Annotated in this window: 14 protein-coding genes and 1 pseudogene; 13 read left to right on the top strand and 2 right to left on the bottom strand. The window is 65.1% G+C overall.

The features are described from left to right. Positions 1-632: class I SAM-dependent methyltransferase (locus ENJ19_03320; protein ID HHM04755.1), on the top strand; the 632-nt coding region annotated here is incomplete at its 5' end. 455 nt (positions 633-1,087) lie between these two features. Here ENJ19_03320 and ENJ19_03315 read toward each other — a convergent pair. Further along, on the bottom strand, positions 1,088-2,410 hold the full coding sequence (locus ENJ19_03315; GenBank protein HHM04754.1) for a peptidoglycan-binding protein: 1,323 nt from the start codon (positions 2,408-2,410) through the stop codon (positions 1,088-1,090). Positions 2,411-2,497: 87 nt separating this feature from the next. Then, positions 2,498-4,120 (bottom strand): hypothetical protein, encoded by a 1,623-nt coding sequence (locus ENJ19_03310; GenBank protein ID HHM04753.1) that lies wholly within the window; start codon positions 4,118-4,120, stop codon positions 2,498-2,500. 257 nt (positions 4,121-4,377) lie between these two features. Between ENJ19_03310 and ENJ19_03305 the strand changes: the two genes are divergently transcribed. The 12 genes and pseudogenes from ENJ19_03305 (at position 4,378) to ENJ19_03250 (ending at position 18,066) form a co-directional block, all read left to right on the top strand. Next, positions 4,378-4,710, top strand: a complete 333-nt coding sequence (locus ENJ19_03305; GenBank protein ID HHM04752.1) for a hypothetical protein — start codon at positions 4,378-4,380, stop codon at positions 4,708-4,710. A gap of 1 nt (position 4,711) precedes the next feature. Then, entirely contained in the window at positions 4,712-5,146 is a 435-nt protein-coding gene (locus ENJ19_03300; GenBank protein ID HHM04751.1) for a hypothetical protein, read from the top strand. A gap of 903 nt (positions 5,147-6,049) precedes the next feature. Then, a pseudogene (locus ENJ19_03295) lies at positions 6,050-6,157 on the top strand (Tat pathway signal protein). Between the two features lie 367 nt (positions 6,158-6,524). Continuing rightward, complete coding sequence (locus ENJ19_03290) at positions 6,525-7,688, top strand: hypothetical protein (GenBank protein HHM04750.1); 1,164 nt, start codon at positions 6,525-6,527, stop codon at positions 7,686-7,688. Positions 7,689-7,690: 2 nt separating this feature from the next. Continuing rightward, positions 7,691-9,088, top strand: coding sequence for a c-type cytochrome (locus tag ENJ19_03285; protein HHM04749.1), 1,398 nt, complete (start codon positions 7,691-7,693; stop codon positions 9,086-9,088). Between the two features lie 155 nt (positions 9,089-9,243). Further along, on the top strand, positions 9,244-9,666 hold the full coding sequence (locus tag ENJ19_03280; protein ID HHM04748.1) for a phosphate-starvation-inducible E: 423 nt from the start codon (positions 9,244-9,246) through the stop codon (positions 9,664-9,666). 248 nt (positions 9,667-9,914) lie between these two features. Beyond that, positions 9,915-10,634, top strand: a complete 720-nt coding sequence (locus ENJ19_03275) for an ABC transporter ATP-binding protein (GenBank protein ID HHM04747.1) — start codon at positions 9,915-9,917, stop codon at positions 10,632-10,634. Beyond that, a complete protein-coding gene (locus ENJ19_03270) occupies positions 10,631-13,000 on the top strand; it encodes an FtsX-like permease family protein (protein HHM04746.1) in 2,370 nt (789 codons plus the stop codon). The genes ENJ19_03275 and ENJ19_03270 overlap by 4 nt, the downstream gene beginning before the upstream one ends. 4 nt (positions 13,001-13,004) lie before the next feature. Then, a complete protein-coding gene (locus ENJ19_03265) occupies positions 13,005-14,195 on the top strand; it encodes an HlyD family efflux transporter periplasmic adaptor subunit (protein ID HHM04745.1) in 1,191 nt (396 codons plus the stop codon). A gap of 487 nt (positions 14,196-14,682) precedes the next feature. Further along, entirely contained in the window at positions 14,683-15,021 is a 339-nt protein-coding gene (locus ENJ19_03260; protein ID HHM04744.1) for a hypothetical protein, read from the top strand. Between the two features lie 263 nt (positions 15,022-15,284). Continuing rightward, a complete protein-coding gene (locus tag ENJ19_03255; protein HHM04743.1) occupies positions 15,285-16,568 on the top strand; it encodes a TolC family protein in 1,284 nt (427 codons plus the stop codon). After that, complete coding sequence (locus ENJ19_03250) at positions 16,552-18,066, top strand: efflux RND transporter periplasmic adaptor subunit (protein HHM04742.1); 1,515 nt, start codon at positions 16,552-16,554, stop codon at positions 18,064-18,066. The genes ENJ19_03255 and ENJ19_03250 overlap by 17 nt, the downstream gene beginning before the upstream one ends. The last annotated feature ends 48 nt before the right edge of the window (positions 18,067-18,114 follow it).

The raw sequence follows: 18,114 nt of genomic DNA, 5'->3' as shown, positions 1-18,114 counted from the left end.
GGCGGGACTACGTCGTTGCCCCCGCCACTGAATCGTTGCTCGCCATGTACGAAACCCTGCCGCAGCGGCCCCCTGCCCCGCGCGTGCTTGACGCCGGTTGCGGCGACGGCTGCGCGTTTGAGCTGTTGGCCAGGGGGCTGCTGCCCCGCAGCATTACCGCCGTAGAAATCGACCCCCGTTCCGTCCGGCTCGCCCAGGCTGCCGCTGAAGATTGCCCGGTGAAGGTCGATCTCCGCCACGGCGACCTGGCCCACCTGGACCTGCCCGACGATTCCATTGACGTCGTATTCTGTCACCAAACTTTGCATCACTCTTCCGACCAACACGCCGTGCTGGCGGCGTTTCGCCGCGTGCTCAAACCCGGTGGTGTGCTGCTGATCGCCGAATCCTGCCGGGTGTTCATCCACGCCTCCTGGGTGCGGACCTTCTTCCGCCACCCCATGCAGGTGCAGCGTTCCGCAAGTGAATACATCGCGTTGGTACGTAACGCGGGATTTACCGTGAGGGAGAAATGCATTCATACCAGCTCGCCCTGGTGGTCATTGCCCGATTTGGGTGTGCGGGAACGTATGGGATGGAAGGGAGGGGCTGAGAGAGAGCCTGCCCAGGTCCGCCTGGTGGCGGTGAGCTAGCCCGCATTTCTCACCCCCCTTCTACTGCGACGGCCCAATGGCACGCCCTGGCTGGCTTTCGCTCGGTCGGAGTGCCCGACATAGTGTCAGCTATGCCTGCGCGCTCCTCGGTCGCGAAAGCCACCCATGCCACACCCTTAGCTCCGTCTCGCTACGAACGGTGGTGAGAAATGCGGGCTAGGTGCGGGGGGGATGGTGCGCGTCCAACAATTGCCAAATGACACCCGGATTTGCGCACCTGTCTTGGCCACATGGCAGTAACCGGTCAATCCACACCGTTCTGCCCGGGCTGATCCCTTTGCCTGACCTTGCCATAACCTGTTCCTGCGTTCACTGACAGGAACGACATGACCCAGGCGACCTGGCAAGGCCGTGTGGGCTATGGCACGTCAGCGATCTCACGTCCCTGTGGACGCTGTGAGGTGCCGGTCTTTTGTCTCAGCTTGCGGGAGCAATCAGTTGGAGGCGAACAAGCTCTCTTCCGTTACCAGTTCGATGCCCTGCAATCGGGTCTTGATATTTTCTGGCAAGCCCTCGTGCGACAGGATGAGATCTCTGTTTTTGTAAAACAGCTTGTTGTATCGGTTTATTTTCCTGCCCAGTATATCCCAGCCTTGTTGTTTGGCGTTCAGCGGCCAGGATTCCAGTTCGATTTTGGATGTTTCAAAATCACCGGCGAAGGACGGCGCCCACAGCAGTGTCCACAGGTCTATTCTCATGCCGGTGCGCTGGTTGATCATATCGATCTGCTGGGGTGTCATGGACGCGTATTTGGAGAGATTCTCTACGGCCTTTTTTAGCGCGCGATAGTAGTTGTCCAGGGCTGCTCCATCATAGGCACTCACACTGACGTTCATAGAACGGTCACTCGTGACATGGACAGTGCTCCGGCTGGCTACCGTTTGGGTGGCGGCCGGCGCGGGTGCCGGGTTGGCGGCTACCACGGCATCCTGCGCGCCGTCCACTGCCAGCGCACCACCCGCACCCAGGCCGCCGGCCACCCGTTGCGGGGTGTAGTGGCGCAAAGCCTGGACCATTTGATTGAAGGAGTCGGCAAAGGCGGCAATGATGACTTTTCCTTCGGCGGAGTTGGCATAGCCGCTGGCACTGCCCCATCCGCGCGCACCTACGGAGAACCCACTGAAGTTGAAGTCAAAGTTTTTTGCGCTGCCGATGGACGAGGACACTTGAACACCAGAGCGGTTGTCGATCAGCAACAAGGTGGTTTCCGCTTCATTGCTTTTCGCGCCAACGGAACCGCCCCCGAGCAGCTTGGCGCCGGGCAGGAATCTCATCGCAGCGCCGGAGACCCGGCCCATGGTGCTTTCTCTAAAATTAACCGATGGGCTCAGGGTGTAATCCGCGGCAGCCATCTGTCCTTTGCCGAAATTGCTGTTGCCGCGCAAGTCACCGGATGACATGAGCTGGCGTTCGCGCTGCATGACTTTCATCACCGCGCCCCGTTCGACGATGGCGAAACAATTGGATTGTTGGATCATCATTCGAATGACGGGTACGGTGGAGCCGAGGTGGCGGTAGTGCTGATGGTAGTAATTCCACCAGGGCAGGCTTTGATCTTCGAACACGGTGACGGTGCCAAGTGTTTTGTCACAGGATTCCAGCTGACTGTTTTGGTTGACGCTGCGTGCGCCTGCGGCGGCGCCCGTTACCGTGCCGCCGGAGCCGCCGCCGAGCGTGGGCATGGTGCTCAGACAGCCACTGAGGACAACGGTAAAGGTGGTCGCCGACAGCAATTTGATGGAGTTGGCGGTGATCATGGCAAGCTCTCCCAAAGTGCTAAATGGATGTTATTAAAGATTGGACAAGTTGCTTTCCCGCTCCTGCCGGAAGGGTGGTGAAGGCGTTCAGTACCACAACGGTGCTTCGATTTTATCCGGCGTATTGGTCAGGCGGGTAAGCGAGTCGGCCTGCATCGGATTGACGAACAGGATGTCCACTTGAAAGGGCGGCGCCGGTGGCACCGGCGGCGGCGTGACAAGGACGAGGGCTGAACACAGCGCATCATTGGCAATGCCGAAACAGTTCACGCTATCCACGTCGTCTGGCACTGTGCCCAGCTCGGCGATTTCGCTTGCAGAGGCCGTATCGAACGATTTGAGCGTGGCACCGGGCAAGCGGTTTGTCTTGCCCTGGGCAAGAATCAAGCTGTCAAACTTGTCGGCCGCCAGCGCAGATCCGGTGCCCATGTTGAAATTGCTCCTGGCGGATCCGCCCACCCAGGCGGCTTGGGAGACTTCCAGTTTTGCATTGCCATTGTGATCGACGATGCCGGCCTTGATCTGCTCGACGCTGAAACTGGGGGTGAATACCAGCTTCTGGACGGTGTAGTACAAATCGTCGCCCGCCTGAAACACGTAGGCGTTGTTGCCGCCGCTCAAGGAAAGCAGGCCGGATGCGGTTCCGCCCTTGGTTTTGTCCACGGCTTTGAGTTCGGTGTCGGTTTGGTAGACCACGTTGGTGGAGGTGACCAACACGCGGAAAACGGGCGCGGTGTCCACCGCCAGCGCCGTGGCGGGGGCGCTGCCGTCAGCAGGGAGCCGGTAGATGGTTTTGTCGTGTTCAAAAAACACGGCGTTGCCGTCGGTGACCGGTGGGCCGCCGAGGAAGGTGCTGGGGGGGATGGTGAACAGCGGCGCGCTCAAAGCGCTGCCGTTGTCATCGTAGACAAAGAGCTGGCCGTCAATGTCCAGCAGCGCGCGATTGAGGCCGGTGTCCAGCAAATGGTGGGCCGATCCGGCCACTGTTTTCAGTGTGGGGCCGCAGTTGGCAAAATTGGCATCGCAGCGCCTGATGGCCCCGTTGTCGTTGACCAGCCAGCCCGACAAGGCACCGCTGGCGGCATCGCCCAGCGGCATCACCGGCGGCTTGGCCGCCACCGGCGCATCGCCAGGCCCCATGCCAAAGCGCACCATTTTCCATTCATCATCGGAGGTGCCGCACAGGCCGTCGCCGCCCGGCAGGGGGTAGAGGTATTGCGCCATGTTGACGTCGTTCAGATCGACGGCATCGTTGTCGTACTTCAACTGGGTGCACAGCGTGTTGGCGGCGTTTTCGCTGGAGAGTTGTGACGGGGTGGGGCTTGCGCTGGTCAGTGCGCTGATCCGATAAAGCCTGCCGTCGCTTTTGGCGTAAATCAGGCCCCGGACGTGCATGTTGCTGACGATTTGGGTGGCTGGAGTATAGTTGCCGAAATAGACAGTCCTTTCCGACCCGTCAATGATGTCGTCCCCACTTTCCACCGTGACCGGCGTTGCCGGCTCGTCCGGATCCACGGCCATCAGGCTGCCGCGGTAGAACAAATACGAGCCGCCGCCGACACCCCCCCCGCTGGTGCCGCCGGCGGGGCCACCCCCGGTCGTGCCGCCGCTGCCACCGGCGTTGTTACCCGGTTTGTCACCGTCACCGCAGGCGGCGAGCGTTAGGGCGTACAAAACAGCGATCGGGATGAGGGACATTTTGGGTGTCATGATGACCTCCAGGATGGTGCTGCTTGGTCCAAATTCACGGATAATATTATAGCTTACAATGTAAGCTATATTGTCACCATCCTTTCGTCAAGCCTATTCTGGCCACTTTGAGATCCAGGGGATGAGGCAGGTGTTGCAGTGTCTCAATCCGCCGGGCGGCGCCCCCAGTGGGGGTCGGCAGCGAATCGGTGGCTGGCAGGCGTGAAGTGCGCTTGCGTACTCGGTTATCATGCTATTGATTCACTGGAGACCTCAACGTGAGCCGACCCACCAAACTCAGCCTTACCGAAGCCGTTATCGCTCATTTGTTGCGGCAAAGTGACGCGCCCCTGTTCGGCTTGGAGCTGGTGCGGCGCTCCGCGGGGGGAGAGTTGAAACTGAAAAAAGGGACAATTTACGTCACCCTCGAGCGCATGGAGAAAAAAGGTCTGGTGATTTCAGAATTGGAGACGGCACCGCCGCCCCATGTCAAGGAAGGGGACTTTTACATTCCGCGGCGCCTCTACACCTTGACACCCAAGGGCATGCAGGCGCTGGAAGCATTGGAAGACGCGGTGGCCCGAATCCCCGGTTTTTTGGTGAAGCCGTAGCATGGCACAAGCACCCTGCCCGGCACCCGGCTACGGCTCGCCCGCTCTGGACAACCTCGACCGCGGGGTGGCCCTGGCCGCCCTGGGCGGCGCGGTGGCAAACGGCATTCACGGCTCGCTGGCGGGGATACTGCTCACCGTGGCGGCCGCGCTGGTCTACAGCCTGGCGCGCAACCGCATTGCCAACAATGATGATTTTTCCGGTTTGGCCGAGCCGCCCCGGCAGGCCGCGGCAAGCTTGCGGTTTTACCGGCCGCTGTGTTTATGGTTGGGCAGTGTGCACATCTACTGCGGTCTGCTGGGGGACATGGTCGGTGTCAGTCACGACCAGAGCGGGACCCAGTGGCGCAATCTGCGTGACACCTTGTACCTGGTGTTGTGGACGCGCTTCAAAGAAAAACTGCTGACCTTGATGTGGCTGGACCATAAGCTCTGAGTGCTTTCCTGTGCCACCCCGCGGCCAGCACGATTATTTCCCCTATGTACTCGTTGGGTTGTTGGCGGCGGCGCTGTTTTTCCTCTTGTTGCTGGACCGGCGTGAACCGGTGTTTGCCACCTCCGGCGGCATGGTGCCCTTTCTTTTCATTGTGCTGGCGTTCACCGGGGTGCTGGCCCATTACGCCGCCCGCGCTCCGGCGCCGCGCAGCACCGTTACCGGCAGGCTGTGGCTGCGCTGGCAGCGCTCGGGGATGGTGGGCGGTGGCTTGACCGGGCTGATATTCCTGGGCGTTTATTGGGCCTACGACTGGCCGGCGCCCAATCGCAGCGAGATCAGCGAGCGGCAGGTCAACACCATGTGCCAGCTCGATGAACCGGTACCCGACGCCCTCATCATTCAAACCACACCCGATCCTCTGGACCTGATCCCCGGCTTCATGCTTGTGGGCATGGCCCTGGGCAGTGTGGTGGGAGGGCTGTTTCCGCGCTGGCACCGCTGGCTGGTGCGGCGCGCTGCGCGCCGACCGGCCATGAATGCCCTGACGCATCCGTATCTCTCGGGTTTGACCTTCGGCGTGGTCTTCGGGGCACTGATCGGCAGTTGGTTGTGCCCGATGATTTTCAGCATCAGCGACGGGCGGCCGTTTATCCGCGTTTCCACATCGGCCATTTCAGTGTTTCTCGCCGTGGGGTTTTACGTCTTGTTCGAGGTGGCGCGCCACCGGCGCACCATGAATCGCGCGGCCTACGGTTCCCTGGCCACGGTGCTGCTGGTGGGGGCGTCCCTGGCCGCGCTGGTGTGGTTGCTCGACGCGCAAATGGGTGTGTCCGCCGCGGCGTATTGCTTTTTCTACGACACGTGGAATACCGAGCTCAATCAACTCAAACCGGGCTGGCTGCCGGCGGCGGCCGGGGCGGTGTACGGCGCCATGGTGGGGGCGATCACCATGGCGGTGGCATCCGGTTATGTGATAATCCGGGCGGCGGTGGCAGCCGGCACGGAGGAGGTTTGACAGTGTGCCGGAAAACTCTGTTTTTCGGCAAACTGTGTACGGGGTGGGAAAGTAACGTCATGTTCAACGACGAGAAGTCATTGAACATGCAGAGAAACATGCTGTTCCACCGCGCAGCGTTCCCGGCGGGTGGATCAGCGTGGCCGAAACCGGCATGGCACGGCGTTCCGGTGGCCGCCGGCGCCGGGGATGCGCAGCGCGTTGGTGGGGTGCGGCGGCTGCCGTATAATGAATTGTTCTTGACCTTGTCCAGGTGTTCCACGGGGGCGGGGGCCGGGCACCAGAACAAACACGGATTGGGGCGGGAGCGGATGCCGGTACACAGTCTGACCACGGCGTACATCGCCGCAGAGTCGCCGCGGCATGGCTAGGCGCGGCCTGTGGGCGGCCGCCCTGGGGATCATGATCCTGGTGGCACTGCCGTTCGTGGTCCCGAAGCCCGCGCCCCTTGAGTCGTCGCCCAGCGCCGGCACCACCATCGTCCCTTTGTCCGCCATCGTCGCCGAGACGGCCGGCTTCAAGAAAGTGCGTTTCCCCCGGGATTTCCGCTTCCCGGCCGATCACGGACCGCATCCGGCCTATCCCAGCGAGTGGTGGCATCTCGCCGGCACCTTGCGGGATGATGAGGGCCGGCCGCTGGGTTTTCAGCTTACGCTGATCCGGCGGAGCCTTGGTCCGGCGGCCCCGGCGCGCCGCTCCTCCTGGGCGGCCCATGAGGTGTATGCCGGGGTGTTTTCCCTGTCGCTGCCGGATGCCCCGCTGCGCAGCGCCCGGCGGCTCAGCCGCGCCGCCGCGGGCCTGGCCGGGACCCGCGCAGAGCCGCTGCGGATCTGGCTGGAGGACTGGCAGCTGGACCTGGCCGGCAGTGCGGGCGGGACGCTGCAGGGGGCGTTGCTGCTCAATGGCAATGACCTCAGTCTGCAGCTTGATTTCGGCCAGCCCGGGCAGGGCCTGATCGACGAGAACGCCTTTGACGGCCAACGCGCCAGCCGCGCCCGGCCACCCTTTCATCTCTATCTGCAACCCCGCCTTCAGGCGGCGGGCGTGCTGCGGGGTCCGGATGGGGAACAGGCCGTCCGCGGGCTGATCACCCTGGAACACGCCTGGGGCGAGTTGCCCCTGCCCGGGGGGCCGGTGGCCTTTGACCGCTTTACCCTGCATCTGGACGATGGCCGGGCGCTCTACGCCTTCCGCCGCCACCGGGTGGGGGAAGGCAGCCGGGCCGTGACCACCGGTTTTTTCATCGACCGGGACGGCCGGGCCCGGCTGCTGGGGCGGGAGGAAATCGCGCTGGAGCCGGCGGCCTACTGGAACAGTCCGGACAGCGGCGCCCGCTATCCCGTGCGCTGGCGCTTGCGCGTCGCCGCGGCGGGCATCGACATGGAGCTGGTGCCGGCCCACCGGGCGCAGGAAGGGCGGGCCTGGATTCCCTACTGGGCGGGGTTGGTGGTGCTGCGGCCTGTGGCGGCCGGCGCATCCCCGGGCGGCGCAGGGATGGTGCAACTCTATGGCTATGAGGGCGCATGAGCATGGGAAACCGATTCAAACGCTGCCGTGAACCGGGGTGGCGCCTGGCCGCCATCGCCTGTCTGCTGGCCGGCGCCGGCTGCGCCGACAAAATCCCGCCCTCGAAGCAGCGCCCGGGGGATCCCAAGCTTGGGTATGAACTCATCATCAACGGGGGCTACGAGAGCTGCGGCCTGCCCTACGAGGCCTGGCGGCGCACCCGTGCCGGCGCCGAAGTGGGGCCCACGCTGCCGGGCCGCCATGGCCGCAACCGGGAACTGCCCTATTTTCTGAGTGCTCACCGCGATCCCAACGGGGTGGAAATCATCACCCCCAATTGTCTGCTGTGCCACGCCGCGCTGTTCAATGGCGAGCTGGTCATCGGCCTGGGCAATGAAGCGGCGGATTTCACCACCGACCCCCGCGACGCCGTGGACGCCGCCGGGCTGTATGTATCCGGCCCGGCCGAGACCGCCGCCTGGAAGAAATGGGCCCAGCGCATCGACGCCATGGTGCCCTACAGCATCACCGACACCCTGGGTGTCAACCCGGCGCCCACGCTCACCCTGGCCCTCATCGCCCACCGCGATCCCAAAACCCTGGCCTGGTCCGAAAAACCCCTGCTGGCGCCACCGCCCGAAAAACCCATTCCCACCAGCGTGCCGCCCTGGTGGCGGGTGGGCAAGAAAAACGCCATGTTCTACAACGGCATGGGGCGGGGGGACCACGCGCGTTACATGATGATGAAATCCCTGGTCTGCGCCGACAGCGTGGCCGAGGCCGAAGCCATCGACGCCCAGTTCGTCCACGTCCGGGCTTATCTCGCATCGCTGAAACCGCCCGCCTACCCCTTCGCCGTCGACCGCAAGCTGGCCGCCGCCGGGGGGGAGGTGTATGAGCGCCGCTGCGCCAAATGCCATGGCCGTTACGGGAACGAGGCCAGCTATCCCAATCTGATCATCAGCGCCCGGCGCGTGGGCACCGACCCCGTCTATGCCGAAAGCGCCTATGAGGAAGCCGGACGTTTCATGGACTGGTTCAACCGTTCCTGGTTCGGCCGGCTCGCCCAGGCCCGGCCCCGCCCCGGCTACGTGCCGCCGCCCCTGGACGGCATCTGGGCCACGGCGCCCTACCTGCACAACGGTTCGGTGCCCACCATGGAGGCCCTGCTCGACAGCAGCAAGCGCCCCACTTATTGGACGCGCAGCTTCGACAGCCGTGACTACGACCCCGAGGCCCTGGGCTGGCGCTACACCGAACTCAGGCATGGCAAAGCCGCAGAACAAGACCCGGAGAAACGCAAGCGCCTCTACGACACCACCCTGCCAGGCTATGCCAACACCGGGCACACATACGGCGACAGGCTCAAGTCCGAGGAACGCCGGGCGCTGATTGAATATCTGAAAACCCTGGGCGGCTGATGCCGCGAACGTTCCCGATCGTCGCGACGTGATCCCGGGGCGGGAATGCATCTGCTGGCCAGTCCCGGCGGGACACTGGCGGGAAGCCGCCCCACCGCTTGCCCCGGCCCGGGATTGGTTTACCATGGGCGGGACGGAAGGAGAAAAGTCACGCCATGGGTTTTGATCGCAACCACATCAGTCACAAAGGGATACGCCTGATCGAGTATGGCGGTTTGTTCGTTATCATCGTCTGCACCCTGATCGCCGGCGTCCAGGAAATCCTCAAAATGGCGGCCGCGGGCGAGGTCACCCTGGCCGATTTGCTGCTGATGTTCATCTACCTCGAAGTGGTCGCCATGGTGGGCGTGTATCTGGAATCCGGCAAGCTGCCGGTACGCATGCCCCTGTACATCGGCATCGTCGCCCTGGCCCGATATCTGGCTCTGGACGCCAAGGACATGGACACCTGGAAGGTGATTGCTGTCGCCAGCGCCATCGTCCTGCTGGCTGTGGCGGTGTTGGCCATACGCTACGGCCATATGAAATTCCCCTATGACAGCCCCGGCTCTGCCGCCGACGAAGACAAGGTTCACTGATGTCAAGGGCTGACTCCCGTTGCGGGAACCGGCCTGTGCCAAGGCGTTGATTGAGGGCGCGGGGTTCGGGCATCGGCCCGGGCCGGAAGGCCAAGACCCCGTTCTCCTTGGCCGCCCCCTGCCGTGCCAGGAAAACGGCGGACACGGCATATCCCGGGACGGGAAGCGGAGCCCGGCGCCCCGGCGCACGCAAGGGAAACGAGAGCCAGCAAGCCGAAGTCGGCGCCCCTGCCCTGGAGTGCACTGCGATGACGCCCCCCACTGCTCCTGCCGTTTTCACCGCCCGCGGCCTCACCAAGATGTATCAAATGGGCGAGGTGCAGGTGCCCGCGCTGCGGGGGGTTGATCTTGATCTTTACCAGGGCGAGTTCGTGGTGCTGCTGGGCCCCTCAGGCAGCGGCAAATCCACCCTGTTGAACATCCTCGGCGGCCTGGATGCGCCCACCGCGGGCACTGTGCGTTATGGCGGTCATGATCTCACCGTGTACGACGATGCGGCCCTGACCCGCTACCGGCGCGAGCACGTGGGCTTCGTGTTCCAGTTCTACAATCTCATCCCCAGCCTCACTGCCCGGGAAAATGTCGCCCTGGTGACCGAAATCGCGGCCCGTCCCATGGATCCGGACGAAGCGCTGCGCCTGGTGGATCTGGGCGAACGCCTGGACCATTTCCCGGCCCAGTTGTCCGGCGGCGAGCAGCAGCGGGTGGCCATCGCCCGGGCCGTGGCCAAGCGGCCTCAGGTGCTGCTGTGCGACGAGCCCACCGGTGCGCTGGATGTGCATACCGGCATCAAAGTGCTGGACGTGATCGCCCGGGTCAACCAGGAGCTGGGCACCACCACAGCGGTGATCACCCACAACGCCGTCATCGCCGAAACGGCAGACCGGGTGATTTACCTCAGCAACGGCCGGGTCAGCGGGGTGGAACGCAATGCGGCCAAAAAAGCCCCCCGGGAGCTGAACTGGTGAAGGCCCTGGACCGCAAACTGTGGCGCGATTTGTGGCACATGCGCGGCCAGGCCCTGGCCATCGTGCTGGTCATCGCCAGCGGCGTGGGCACTTATGTGATGTTTCTGGTGACCCTGGATTCCCTGCAAGACACCCGTGCCACCTTCTACCGGGACAATCGTTTCGGTCAGGTTTTCGCCTCCCTCAAACGCGCCCCGGAAAGCCTGCGGGGACGGTTGGAAGACATTCCCGGCGTGGCCCGGGTGGAGACCCGGGTGGTGGCGGACGTGACTGTGGACATCGCGGGGTTTACCGAGCCGGTGACGGGGCATCTGGTGTCCATCGCCAACGGCGGCGGCGACGGCCACGCCCTCAACCGCCTGTACCTGCGCGCCGGGCGCCTGCCGCAAGCGGGGCGGCAGAATGAAGTGGTGGTCGGCGAAGCCTTCGCCGAAGCCCATCGTCTCCAGCCCGGCGACCACTTCCGCGCCGTGCTCAACGGCCGCCGTCAGGCCCTGACCCTGGTGGGCACGGCCCTGTCGCCGGAATACATCCACCAGCTGCGCCCCGGTGGCTTGTTTCCCGACTACCAGCGCTACGGCGTCATGTGGATGAACCGCGAGGCCCTGGCGCAGGCGTTCGGCCTGGACGGCGCCTTCAACGACGTGGTACTCACCCTTACCGCCGGTACCCGGCCCCAGGATGTCATCGACCGCCTGGACGATCTGCTGGAACGCTACGGCGGTCTGGGCGCCTATGAACGGCAGGATCAGCGCTCCCACCGTTTTTTGAGCCAGGAGTTCGACCAGCTTGACACCCTGGCGAACATCTTTCCCGGCATCTTCCTCGGGGTGGCCGCGTTTTTGCTCAATGTGGTGGTCACCCGCCTGGTGGCCACCCAGCGCGAGCAGATTGCAGCCCTCAAGGCCTTCGGCTATGGCAACGGGGCGGTGACCGGGCACTATCTGAAGCTGGTGGCCGTGGTGACTGCCATCGGGGTGGCCCTGGGTCTGGGCCTGGGTTGGTGGCTGGGCGGGCAACTGTCCGCCATTTACATGGAGATGTTCCGCTTTCCCTATCTGCTGTTTGAACTGCGCCCGGCGGTGGTGTTGCAGGCGGCATTCATCACCGCCGCGGCCGCCCTGGCGGGCACGGTGTTCGCCGTGGCCAGGGCCGCCCGCCTGCGCCCGGCGCAGGCCATGCGGCCCGAGCCTCCCGCGCGCTATCGCGCCACCCTCATCGAACGCCTGGGCCTGCGGCGCTGGCTGTCCCAGCCCAGCCGCATGATCCTGCGCCACCTGGCGCGGCGCCCGGTCAAGTCATTGTTGTCGGTGGTGGGCATTGCCCTGGCGCTGGCCATCGTCATGAGCGGCCGCTTCCAGCAGGACACAGTGAACTACATGGTAAAAGTGCAATACGGCCTGTCCCAGCGCCAGGACTTGTCCGTCACCTTCACCGATCCCACGGCCTACCGCGCCAGGGCCGAGCTGCTGAGCCTGCCCGGCGTCACCCATGTGGAGGGCTACCGGGCCGTGCCCGTGCGTTTTCGCCACCACCATCTCAGCTACCGCAGCCTCATCCGCGGCATGGAGCCGGGGGGCGACATCCAGCGGGTGCTGGATGCCGACCTCAGGCCCATCACCCTGCCCCAGGCCGGGGTGGTGCTCACCGATTACCTGGGCCGCCTTTTGGACCTGCGTCCCGGCGACCGCCTCACCGTGGACGTGCTGGAGGGCGCCCGGCCCACCCGCGAAGTGACCGTGGTGGGCCTGGCCCGGGAATACCTCGGCGTTTCGGGGTATATGTCTTTGGACGGGCTCAACCGCTTCATGCGCGAAGGGCGGGCCTTGTCCGGCGCCTATCTGGCGGTGGACAAACCCGCCCTGCCGGAGATTTACCGCAAACTGAAAGACACGCCGCGCATTGCCAGCGTGGTGGTGCGGGAGCGGGAGATTGCCAATTTCAACCAGACCATGCAGGAAACCATGCTCTTTTTCACTTATGTCGCCAGCGTCTTCGCGGTGGTCATCGCCTTTGGCGTGGTGTACAACAGCGCCCGCATCGCCCTCATGGAACGGAGCCGTGAGCTGGCCAGCCTGCGGGTGCTGGGCTTCACCCGGGGGGAGATTTCCTACATCCTTCTGGGCGAACTGGGCCTGCTCACTCTGGCGGCCGTGCCCCTGGGCATGGTGATGGGGTGGGGCCTGTGCGCCCTGATCGCCGTCAATCTGGACAGCGATCTTTACCGCGTGCCCCTGATCCTGGAGCCGGCCACCTATGCGTACTCGGCGACCGTGGTGCTGGTCGCCGCCCTGATCTCCGGTTTGGTGGTGCGGCGGAAACTGGACCGGCTGGATTTGATCGCTGTGCTCAAAACAAGGGAGTAGCACCATGTGGCACAGAACCCTGGCCCTGGCCACCCTGGCCGCCGTGATCATCGCTGCCCTGCTCTGGGGTTTTTGGCCCCGGCCGGTGACCGTGGACGTGGCGCCGGTGATGCGGCAGCCGCTGCGGGTGACCCTCGAAGAGGAAGGGCGCACCCGGGTGAGAGACCGCTATGTGGTGTCCGCGCCCGTGGCCGGCTATGCCCGCCGCATCGGGCTGGAAGTGGGCGAGCGCGTTGTGGCGGGCCAGCCCCTGGTAACACTGGAACCCCTGCGCGCCGCCGTGCTCGATCCGCGCCGCCGCGCCGAAGCCGAAGCCCGGGTGGCGGCGGCCCGCGCGGCCCAGCAGGCGGCGCGGCAAAAGGCCGAGGCCGCGGCGGCGGATGCGGACTTTGCCACCCGGGAGCTGGCCCGCATCCAGCGCCTGCGAAGCGCCGGTGTGGCATCGCAAGACGAGCTGGAGCAGGCCGAAAGCGTGCAGCGGCGGGCCGCCGCGCTCAGCCGTTCCGCCAGGTTCGCCGTGGATATCGCCCGCTTCGAGCTGGACGCCGCCCGTGCCGCTTTGCGCTTTGCCGCCGCCCCGGCGGGTGATGACGCGCCGGACAACATCACCCTCAAAGCCCCCGTGAATGGCGTGGTGCTGAAGCGGTTCCGGGAGAGCGAAGGTGCGCTGGCCATGGGCCAGGCACTGCTGGAAATCGGCGACCCCCACGCCCTGGAGGTGGAAGTGGACGTGTTGTCCGCCGACGCCGTGCGCCTCTCAGCGGGCACGCCGGTGAGCTTCACACGCTGGGGCGGTGGGCAGGTCCTCAAAGGCCGGGTGCGCCGCGTCGAACCCGTGGGTTTCACCAAAATCTCCGCCCTGGGGGTGGAAGAGCAGCGGGTGTGGGTGGTGGCAGACCTGATCTCCCCGCCCCGGCAATGGGCCCGCCTGGGGGACGGTTACCGGGTGGAGGCGAGCTTCCTGTTGTGGGAGGGCAAGAACGTGTTGCAGATTCCCGCCAGCGCCCTGTTCCGGATGGACGGGGGCTGGGCGGTGTTCGTGGTCAGCAGGGGCCGGGCCGTGCAGACGCCGGTGGAAGTCGGGCAGCGCAACGGTCTCGCCGCCCAGATCCTGTCGGGTTTGTCCGCGGGGCAGACGGTGATCGTTCATCCCGGCGATGCCGTCCGCGACGGGGTGGCGGTGGCACCGGGGTAACGCAGGCCCTTGTCCTGCGACACCAGTGTGTCAGCAATCTGGGAGAAAGTGAGTGCAGGCAGACACCAGCACAAAACAAAACGCATGGGGGCTGCCAGCAACGCTTTTCTGCTCTTGCGTCACTCGCTGGAACTCGGTGGCTTGTGCCTTCAGGACCGGGGGTGACGGGCCCGTGGCGGAACGGGGGGATTCCGCCACCGCGGATTTCCTCTCTGACAGTGCGCGCCAGCGGGGCGGCGGGCAAGGGCGGCTCAGCGCTGAACTGCGCCCGCGGGAGCAAAGCCGCTTCGCGCCGCCGGGGTGGACCCAAGCCCAACAAACCACGGCAACGTTTCGCTTTCTTTGCGGTCTCTGACTACGCCGGGGCCCGGGGGCGTGTCAGCCACCGCCGGAGCGCGCCGCAAAGCGTGCTATAGACGCGGGCTCACGGATTGTTTATCCGGTTCGATATGAGTACCATCACTACATCACTTCTGCTGAACCGCCCATGACCGTCACGAAAGTCCTTCGCTGTGTGTTGATACTCGCCCTGCTGGCCACCCTGCCGGCCCACGCGAGCCTCCCCGGCTGGGGCCAGGCGGGTGACGGTCCGGTGGTGACACACCATCACAGTGCTGCGGACAAGATGACGGTTACCGGTGCCAAGGAGCACGGCGCGCCCATGAGCTGCTGCGCCGGTGGTGGCCATTGCTGTCCCTTGATGCAGATTTTCCTTCCTTTGCTGACAGGCCCTGCGCCCGAAAGCCATCGCGAAGCGGCGCCGCCGCCTTTGCTGCAACCCGACCTTTCCCGCGAAACCGAACCGCCCCGACACCTTCCCCTTTGAAGGGATGTCCCGGCGGCCGTCAGCACCGGCAATCGGTAACGGCTGTTTTTCTCACGGCCTGCGCTCTTCCCGTCCGGGGGTGATATCGGGATCACGCACCAAAGCCACCGTTGCGGTGATGCCGGCCGCGTGACCCTCCCGCCCCCTCTTTGCGAAGGGAGAGGATGCAGTCCCTGATGGCAGGACGCTGCCCATTCTCTCGCTGCGTTTTCTGACGGCACGGCCGTTGTCCGTGCGGTAACTGCCCGATACGAGGAGTGTTCATGTTTACATTGCAAACGTTCCGGTGCGGCCTGGGGGCCGTGTTGGCAGCGGCCTGGCTGTGGGCCTCTCCCGCCCCGGTGGCGGCGGATGTCTTGGGGGTGGAGGCGGCAGTGGCCCGGGCTCTTGCGGCCAACCCCGGCCTAGCCGCCCTGCGCAGCCGCGCAGCCGCCCTGGCGGCCCGCCCGGTGCGGGAAGGGGCCCTGCCGGAGCCGCGCCTGATGGTGAATCTGGTCAACCTGCCGCTCAACGAGCCCGATCCCGGCGCCACGCCGATGACTCAACTGCAGGCCGGGATCAGCCAGGTTCTGCCCTACCCCGGCAAGCGCTCGTTGAAGCAGGCGGCGGCGGAACAGGAAGCGGCGGCGGCCCGGGAGGAGGTGGCCGAAGAGCGCCTGCAACTGGCCCGCGCGGTGCGGCGCAGTTGGTGGGAGGCGTTTTATCTCCAGCGCACCTTGGAGGTGCTGCGGCGCAACGACACCCTGCTGGGTCAGTTCGTGGACATCGCCCGGGCCAAATACGAAGTGGGGCAGGGTTTGTTGCAGGATTTGTCCCTGGCGGAAGTGGAACGGGCCAAGTTGCGCGAATGGCAACTTCGGGTACAGGGAGCCCAGGCGGCAGCACGGGTGCGGCTGAACACCTTGCTGGACCGGCCGGCCACCACGGCCCTGGCCTTGCCTGGTGAGGTGGACACCACCTTGGCGCCGGCCCCGTCCTTCGAGGTCCTGCTGGTCGCGGCAGAGCGCCTGCGGCCGGTTTTGCACGCCCGGCGGCATCAGGTGGATGCGGCCCAGCGGCGCCTGGAGCTGGCACGCAAGGAATACTACCCGGACTTTCAGATTGCCGCGCTGTACGGGGCCCGCGAAGGGCGGAGCGACATGGGCAGCGTGTTGTTCTCCATGAACCTGCCCCTGCGTACCGGCACGCGCCAGGATCCCTTGCGCGAGCAGCGCGGTCTGGAACTGCGCCACAGCCAGCAACAGCTGGCCGCCCGGCGGGCCCGGGTGGCGGGGGACATCGCCACCGCCCTGGCCCGTTACCGGCAGGCGCGGGCGCAGGTGTTGGAGTTCACCGGCACCTTGCTGCCCCAGGCGCGCCAGACCGTGGAATCCATGCTGGCCGCGTACCAGGTGAACAAGGTGGATTTTCTCAACCTGGTGCGCGCCCAGATTACCGTATACGACTACGAAACCCGTCACTGGCAGGCCTTTGCCGAGGCCAGACAGGCCCAGGCCGACCTCGCCGCCGCCACGGGCAAGGAGACCGTTGATGAACTCTTTCAGTAAAACTGTGCCGTTTGTGACGCTGACCGTGCTGGCTTTGGCCCTGGGGGCCGGCGGCGGCTATTGGTACGCCCAGCGCGCCGCCGAGACCCCCCCTGCCGCCGGCGGCGGTGAACGCAAGGTGTTGTTCTACCGCAACCCCATGAACCCGGCCATCACCTCGCCGGTGCCGGCCAAGGACGAGATGGGCATGGATTACATCCCCGTCTACGCCGACGAGGAGGCGCCCGCCGAGCGCGAGGTGCTGTTCTACCGCAACCCCATGAACCCGGCCATCACCTCGCCGGTACCGGCCAAGGACGAGATGGGCATGGACTATATCCCCGTCTACGCCGACGGCGCCGCCGGGGAGGCGGAACCCGCCGGCACTGTCACCATTGATCCGGTTACCGTGCAAAACATCGGCGTGCGCAGTGCCGTGGCAGAGCAGCGCACCCTGACACGCCGCATCGACGCCCTGGGCCGGGTCACATACGACGAAGAGCGCCTGGCCCGCCTGCACCCCAAGACCGAGGGCTGGATCGAAGAGCTGTTCGTGGACCAGACCGGTGCGGCGGTGAAGAAAAACACCATGCTGCTCGCCTTGTATTCGCCCCAGCTGGTGACCAGCCAGCAGGAATATCTGCTGGCCCTGCGCAACTTCGAAGCGGTGAAAAACAGCCCCGCCCGGGACATGCGCCGCAGCGCCGAGGAGGTGCTGGCCAGCGCCCGCGAGCGCCTGCAACTGCTGGATGTGCCGGCCCACCAGCTGCGCGAGCTGGAAAAGAGCCGCAAAATCAAAAAATACCTCCACATTCATTCCCCCTTCGACGGCACCGTAATGAACATCGGTGCCCGGGAAGGACAATACGTCACGCCCCAGACCGAGCTTTATCTGCTGGCGGATTTGCACCGGGTGTGGGTGTATGTGGACGTGTATGAAGACGAGATTCCCTGGGTGCGGCTGGGCGACCGGGCGGAGATGCGGGTCAAGGCGGCGCCGGGCCGGGTCTATCAGGGCAAGGTGAGCTTCATCTATCCCTATTTGCAGGAAAACACCCGCACCCTGCGCCTGCGCCTGGCCTTCGACAACCGCGATCTCATGCTCAAGCCCGGCATGTTCGCCAGCGTCACCCTGCACGTGGAGCCGCGGCCGCAGGCCGTGGTGGTGCCTGGGGAGGCCATTGTTCGTTCCGGCGCGCGCGAGCAGGTGTTTGTGGTGCGCGGGGCGGGCAAGTTCGAACCCCGTCCGGTGACCGTGGGCGTGAGTGCGGAGGGCTACACCGAAATCCTCGCCGGCCTGGACCCCGGCGAGCGGGTGGTGACCTCGGCCCAGTTCCTGATCGACTCCGAATCCAAGCTGCGGGAAGCCACGGCCAAGATGAGGGAGGCCATGGGCGCTGCGCCGGATGCTGGCCCGGACATGAAGGACATGCCCATGGACGACATGGCGATGGGCGAGATGAGCATGGACGATCTGGACATGTCGGACATGACTATGGAAGGGGGGCAGCAGCCATGACACTGCCCTTGCGCGTTGAACTTCGGCCGGCGTTTCGGTTCCACCCTG

Source organism: Gammaproteobacteria bacterium, assembly GCA_011375345.1.
Classification (GTDB): Bacteria; Pseudomonadota; Gammaproteobacteria; order DRLM01; family DRLM01; genus DRLM01.
Note: the sequence above shows the minus strand (reverse complement) of the source record. Positions and strands in the feature narration are given on the sequence as shown.

Excerpts from the sequence above, each read along its gene's own strand:
- ENJ19_03315 (HHM04754.1), bottom strand. The coding sequence starts at position 2,410 with ATGATCACCGCCAACTCCATCAAATTGCTGTCGGCGACCACCTTTACC.
- ENJ19_03310 (HHM04753.1), bottom strand. The coding sequence starts at position 4,120 with ATGACACCCAAAATGTCCCTCATCCCGATCGCTGTTTTGTACGCCCTA.
- ENJ19_03265 (HHM04745.1), top strand. The coding sequence starts at position 13,005 with ATGTGGCACAGAACCCTGGCCCTGGCCACCCTGGCCGCCGTGATCATC.
- ENJ19_03250 (HHM04742.1), top strand. The coding sequence starts at position 16,552 with ATGAACTCTTTCAGTAAAACTGTGCCGTTTGTGACGCTGACCGTGCTG.
- ENJ19_03290 (HHM04750.1), top strand. The coding sequence starts at position 6,525 with ATGGCTAGGCGCGGCCTGTGGGCGGCCGCCCTGGGGATCATGATCCTG.
- ENJ19_03260 (HHM04744.1), top strand. The coding sequence starts at position 14,683 with ATGACCGTCACGAAAGTCCTTCGCTGTGTGTTGATACTCGCCCTGCTG.
- ENJ19_03285 (HHM04749.1), top strand. The coding sequence starts at position 7,691 with ATGGGAAACCGATTCAAACGCTGCCGTGAACCGGGGTGGCGCCTGGCC.
- ENJ19_03255 (HHM04743.1), top strand. The coding sequence starts at position 15,285 with ATGTTTACATTGCAAACGTTCCGGTGCGGCCTGGGGGCCGTGTTGGCA.
- ENJ19_03275 (HHM04747.1), top strand. The coding sequence starts at position 9,915 with ATGACGCCCCCCACTGCTCCTGCCGTTTTCACCGCCCGCGGCCTCACC.
- ENJ19_03280 (HHM04748.1), top strand. The coding sequence starts at position 9,244 with ATGGGTTTTGATCGCAACCACATCAGTCACAAAGGGATACGCCTGATC.
- ENJ19_03300 (HHM04751.1), top strand. The coding sequence starts at position 4,712 with ATGGCACAAGCACCCTGCCCGGCACCCGGCTACGGCTCGCCCGCTCTG.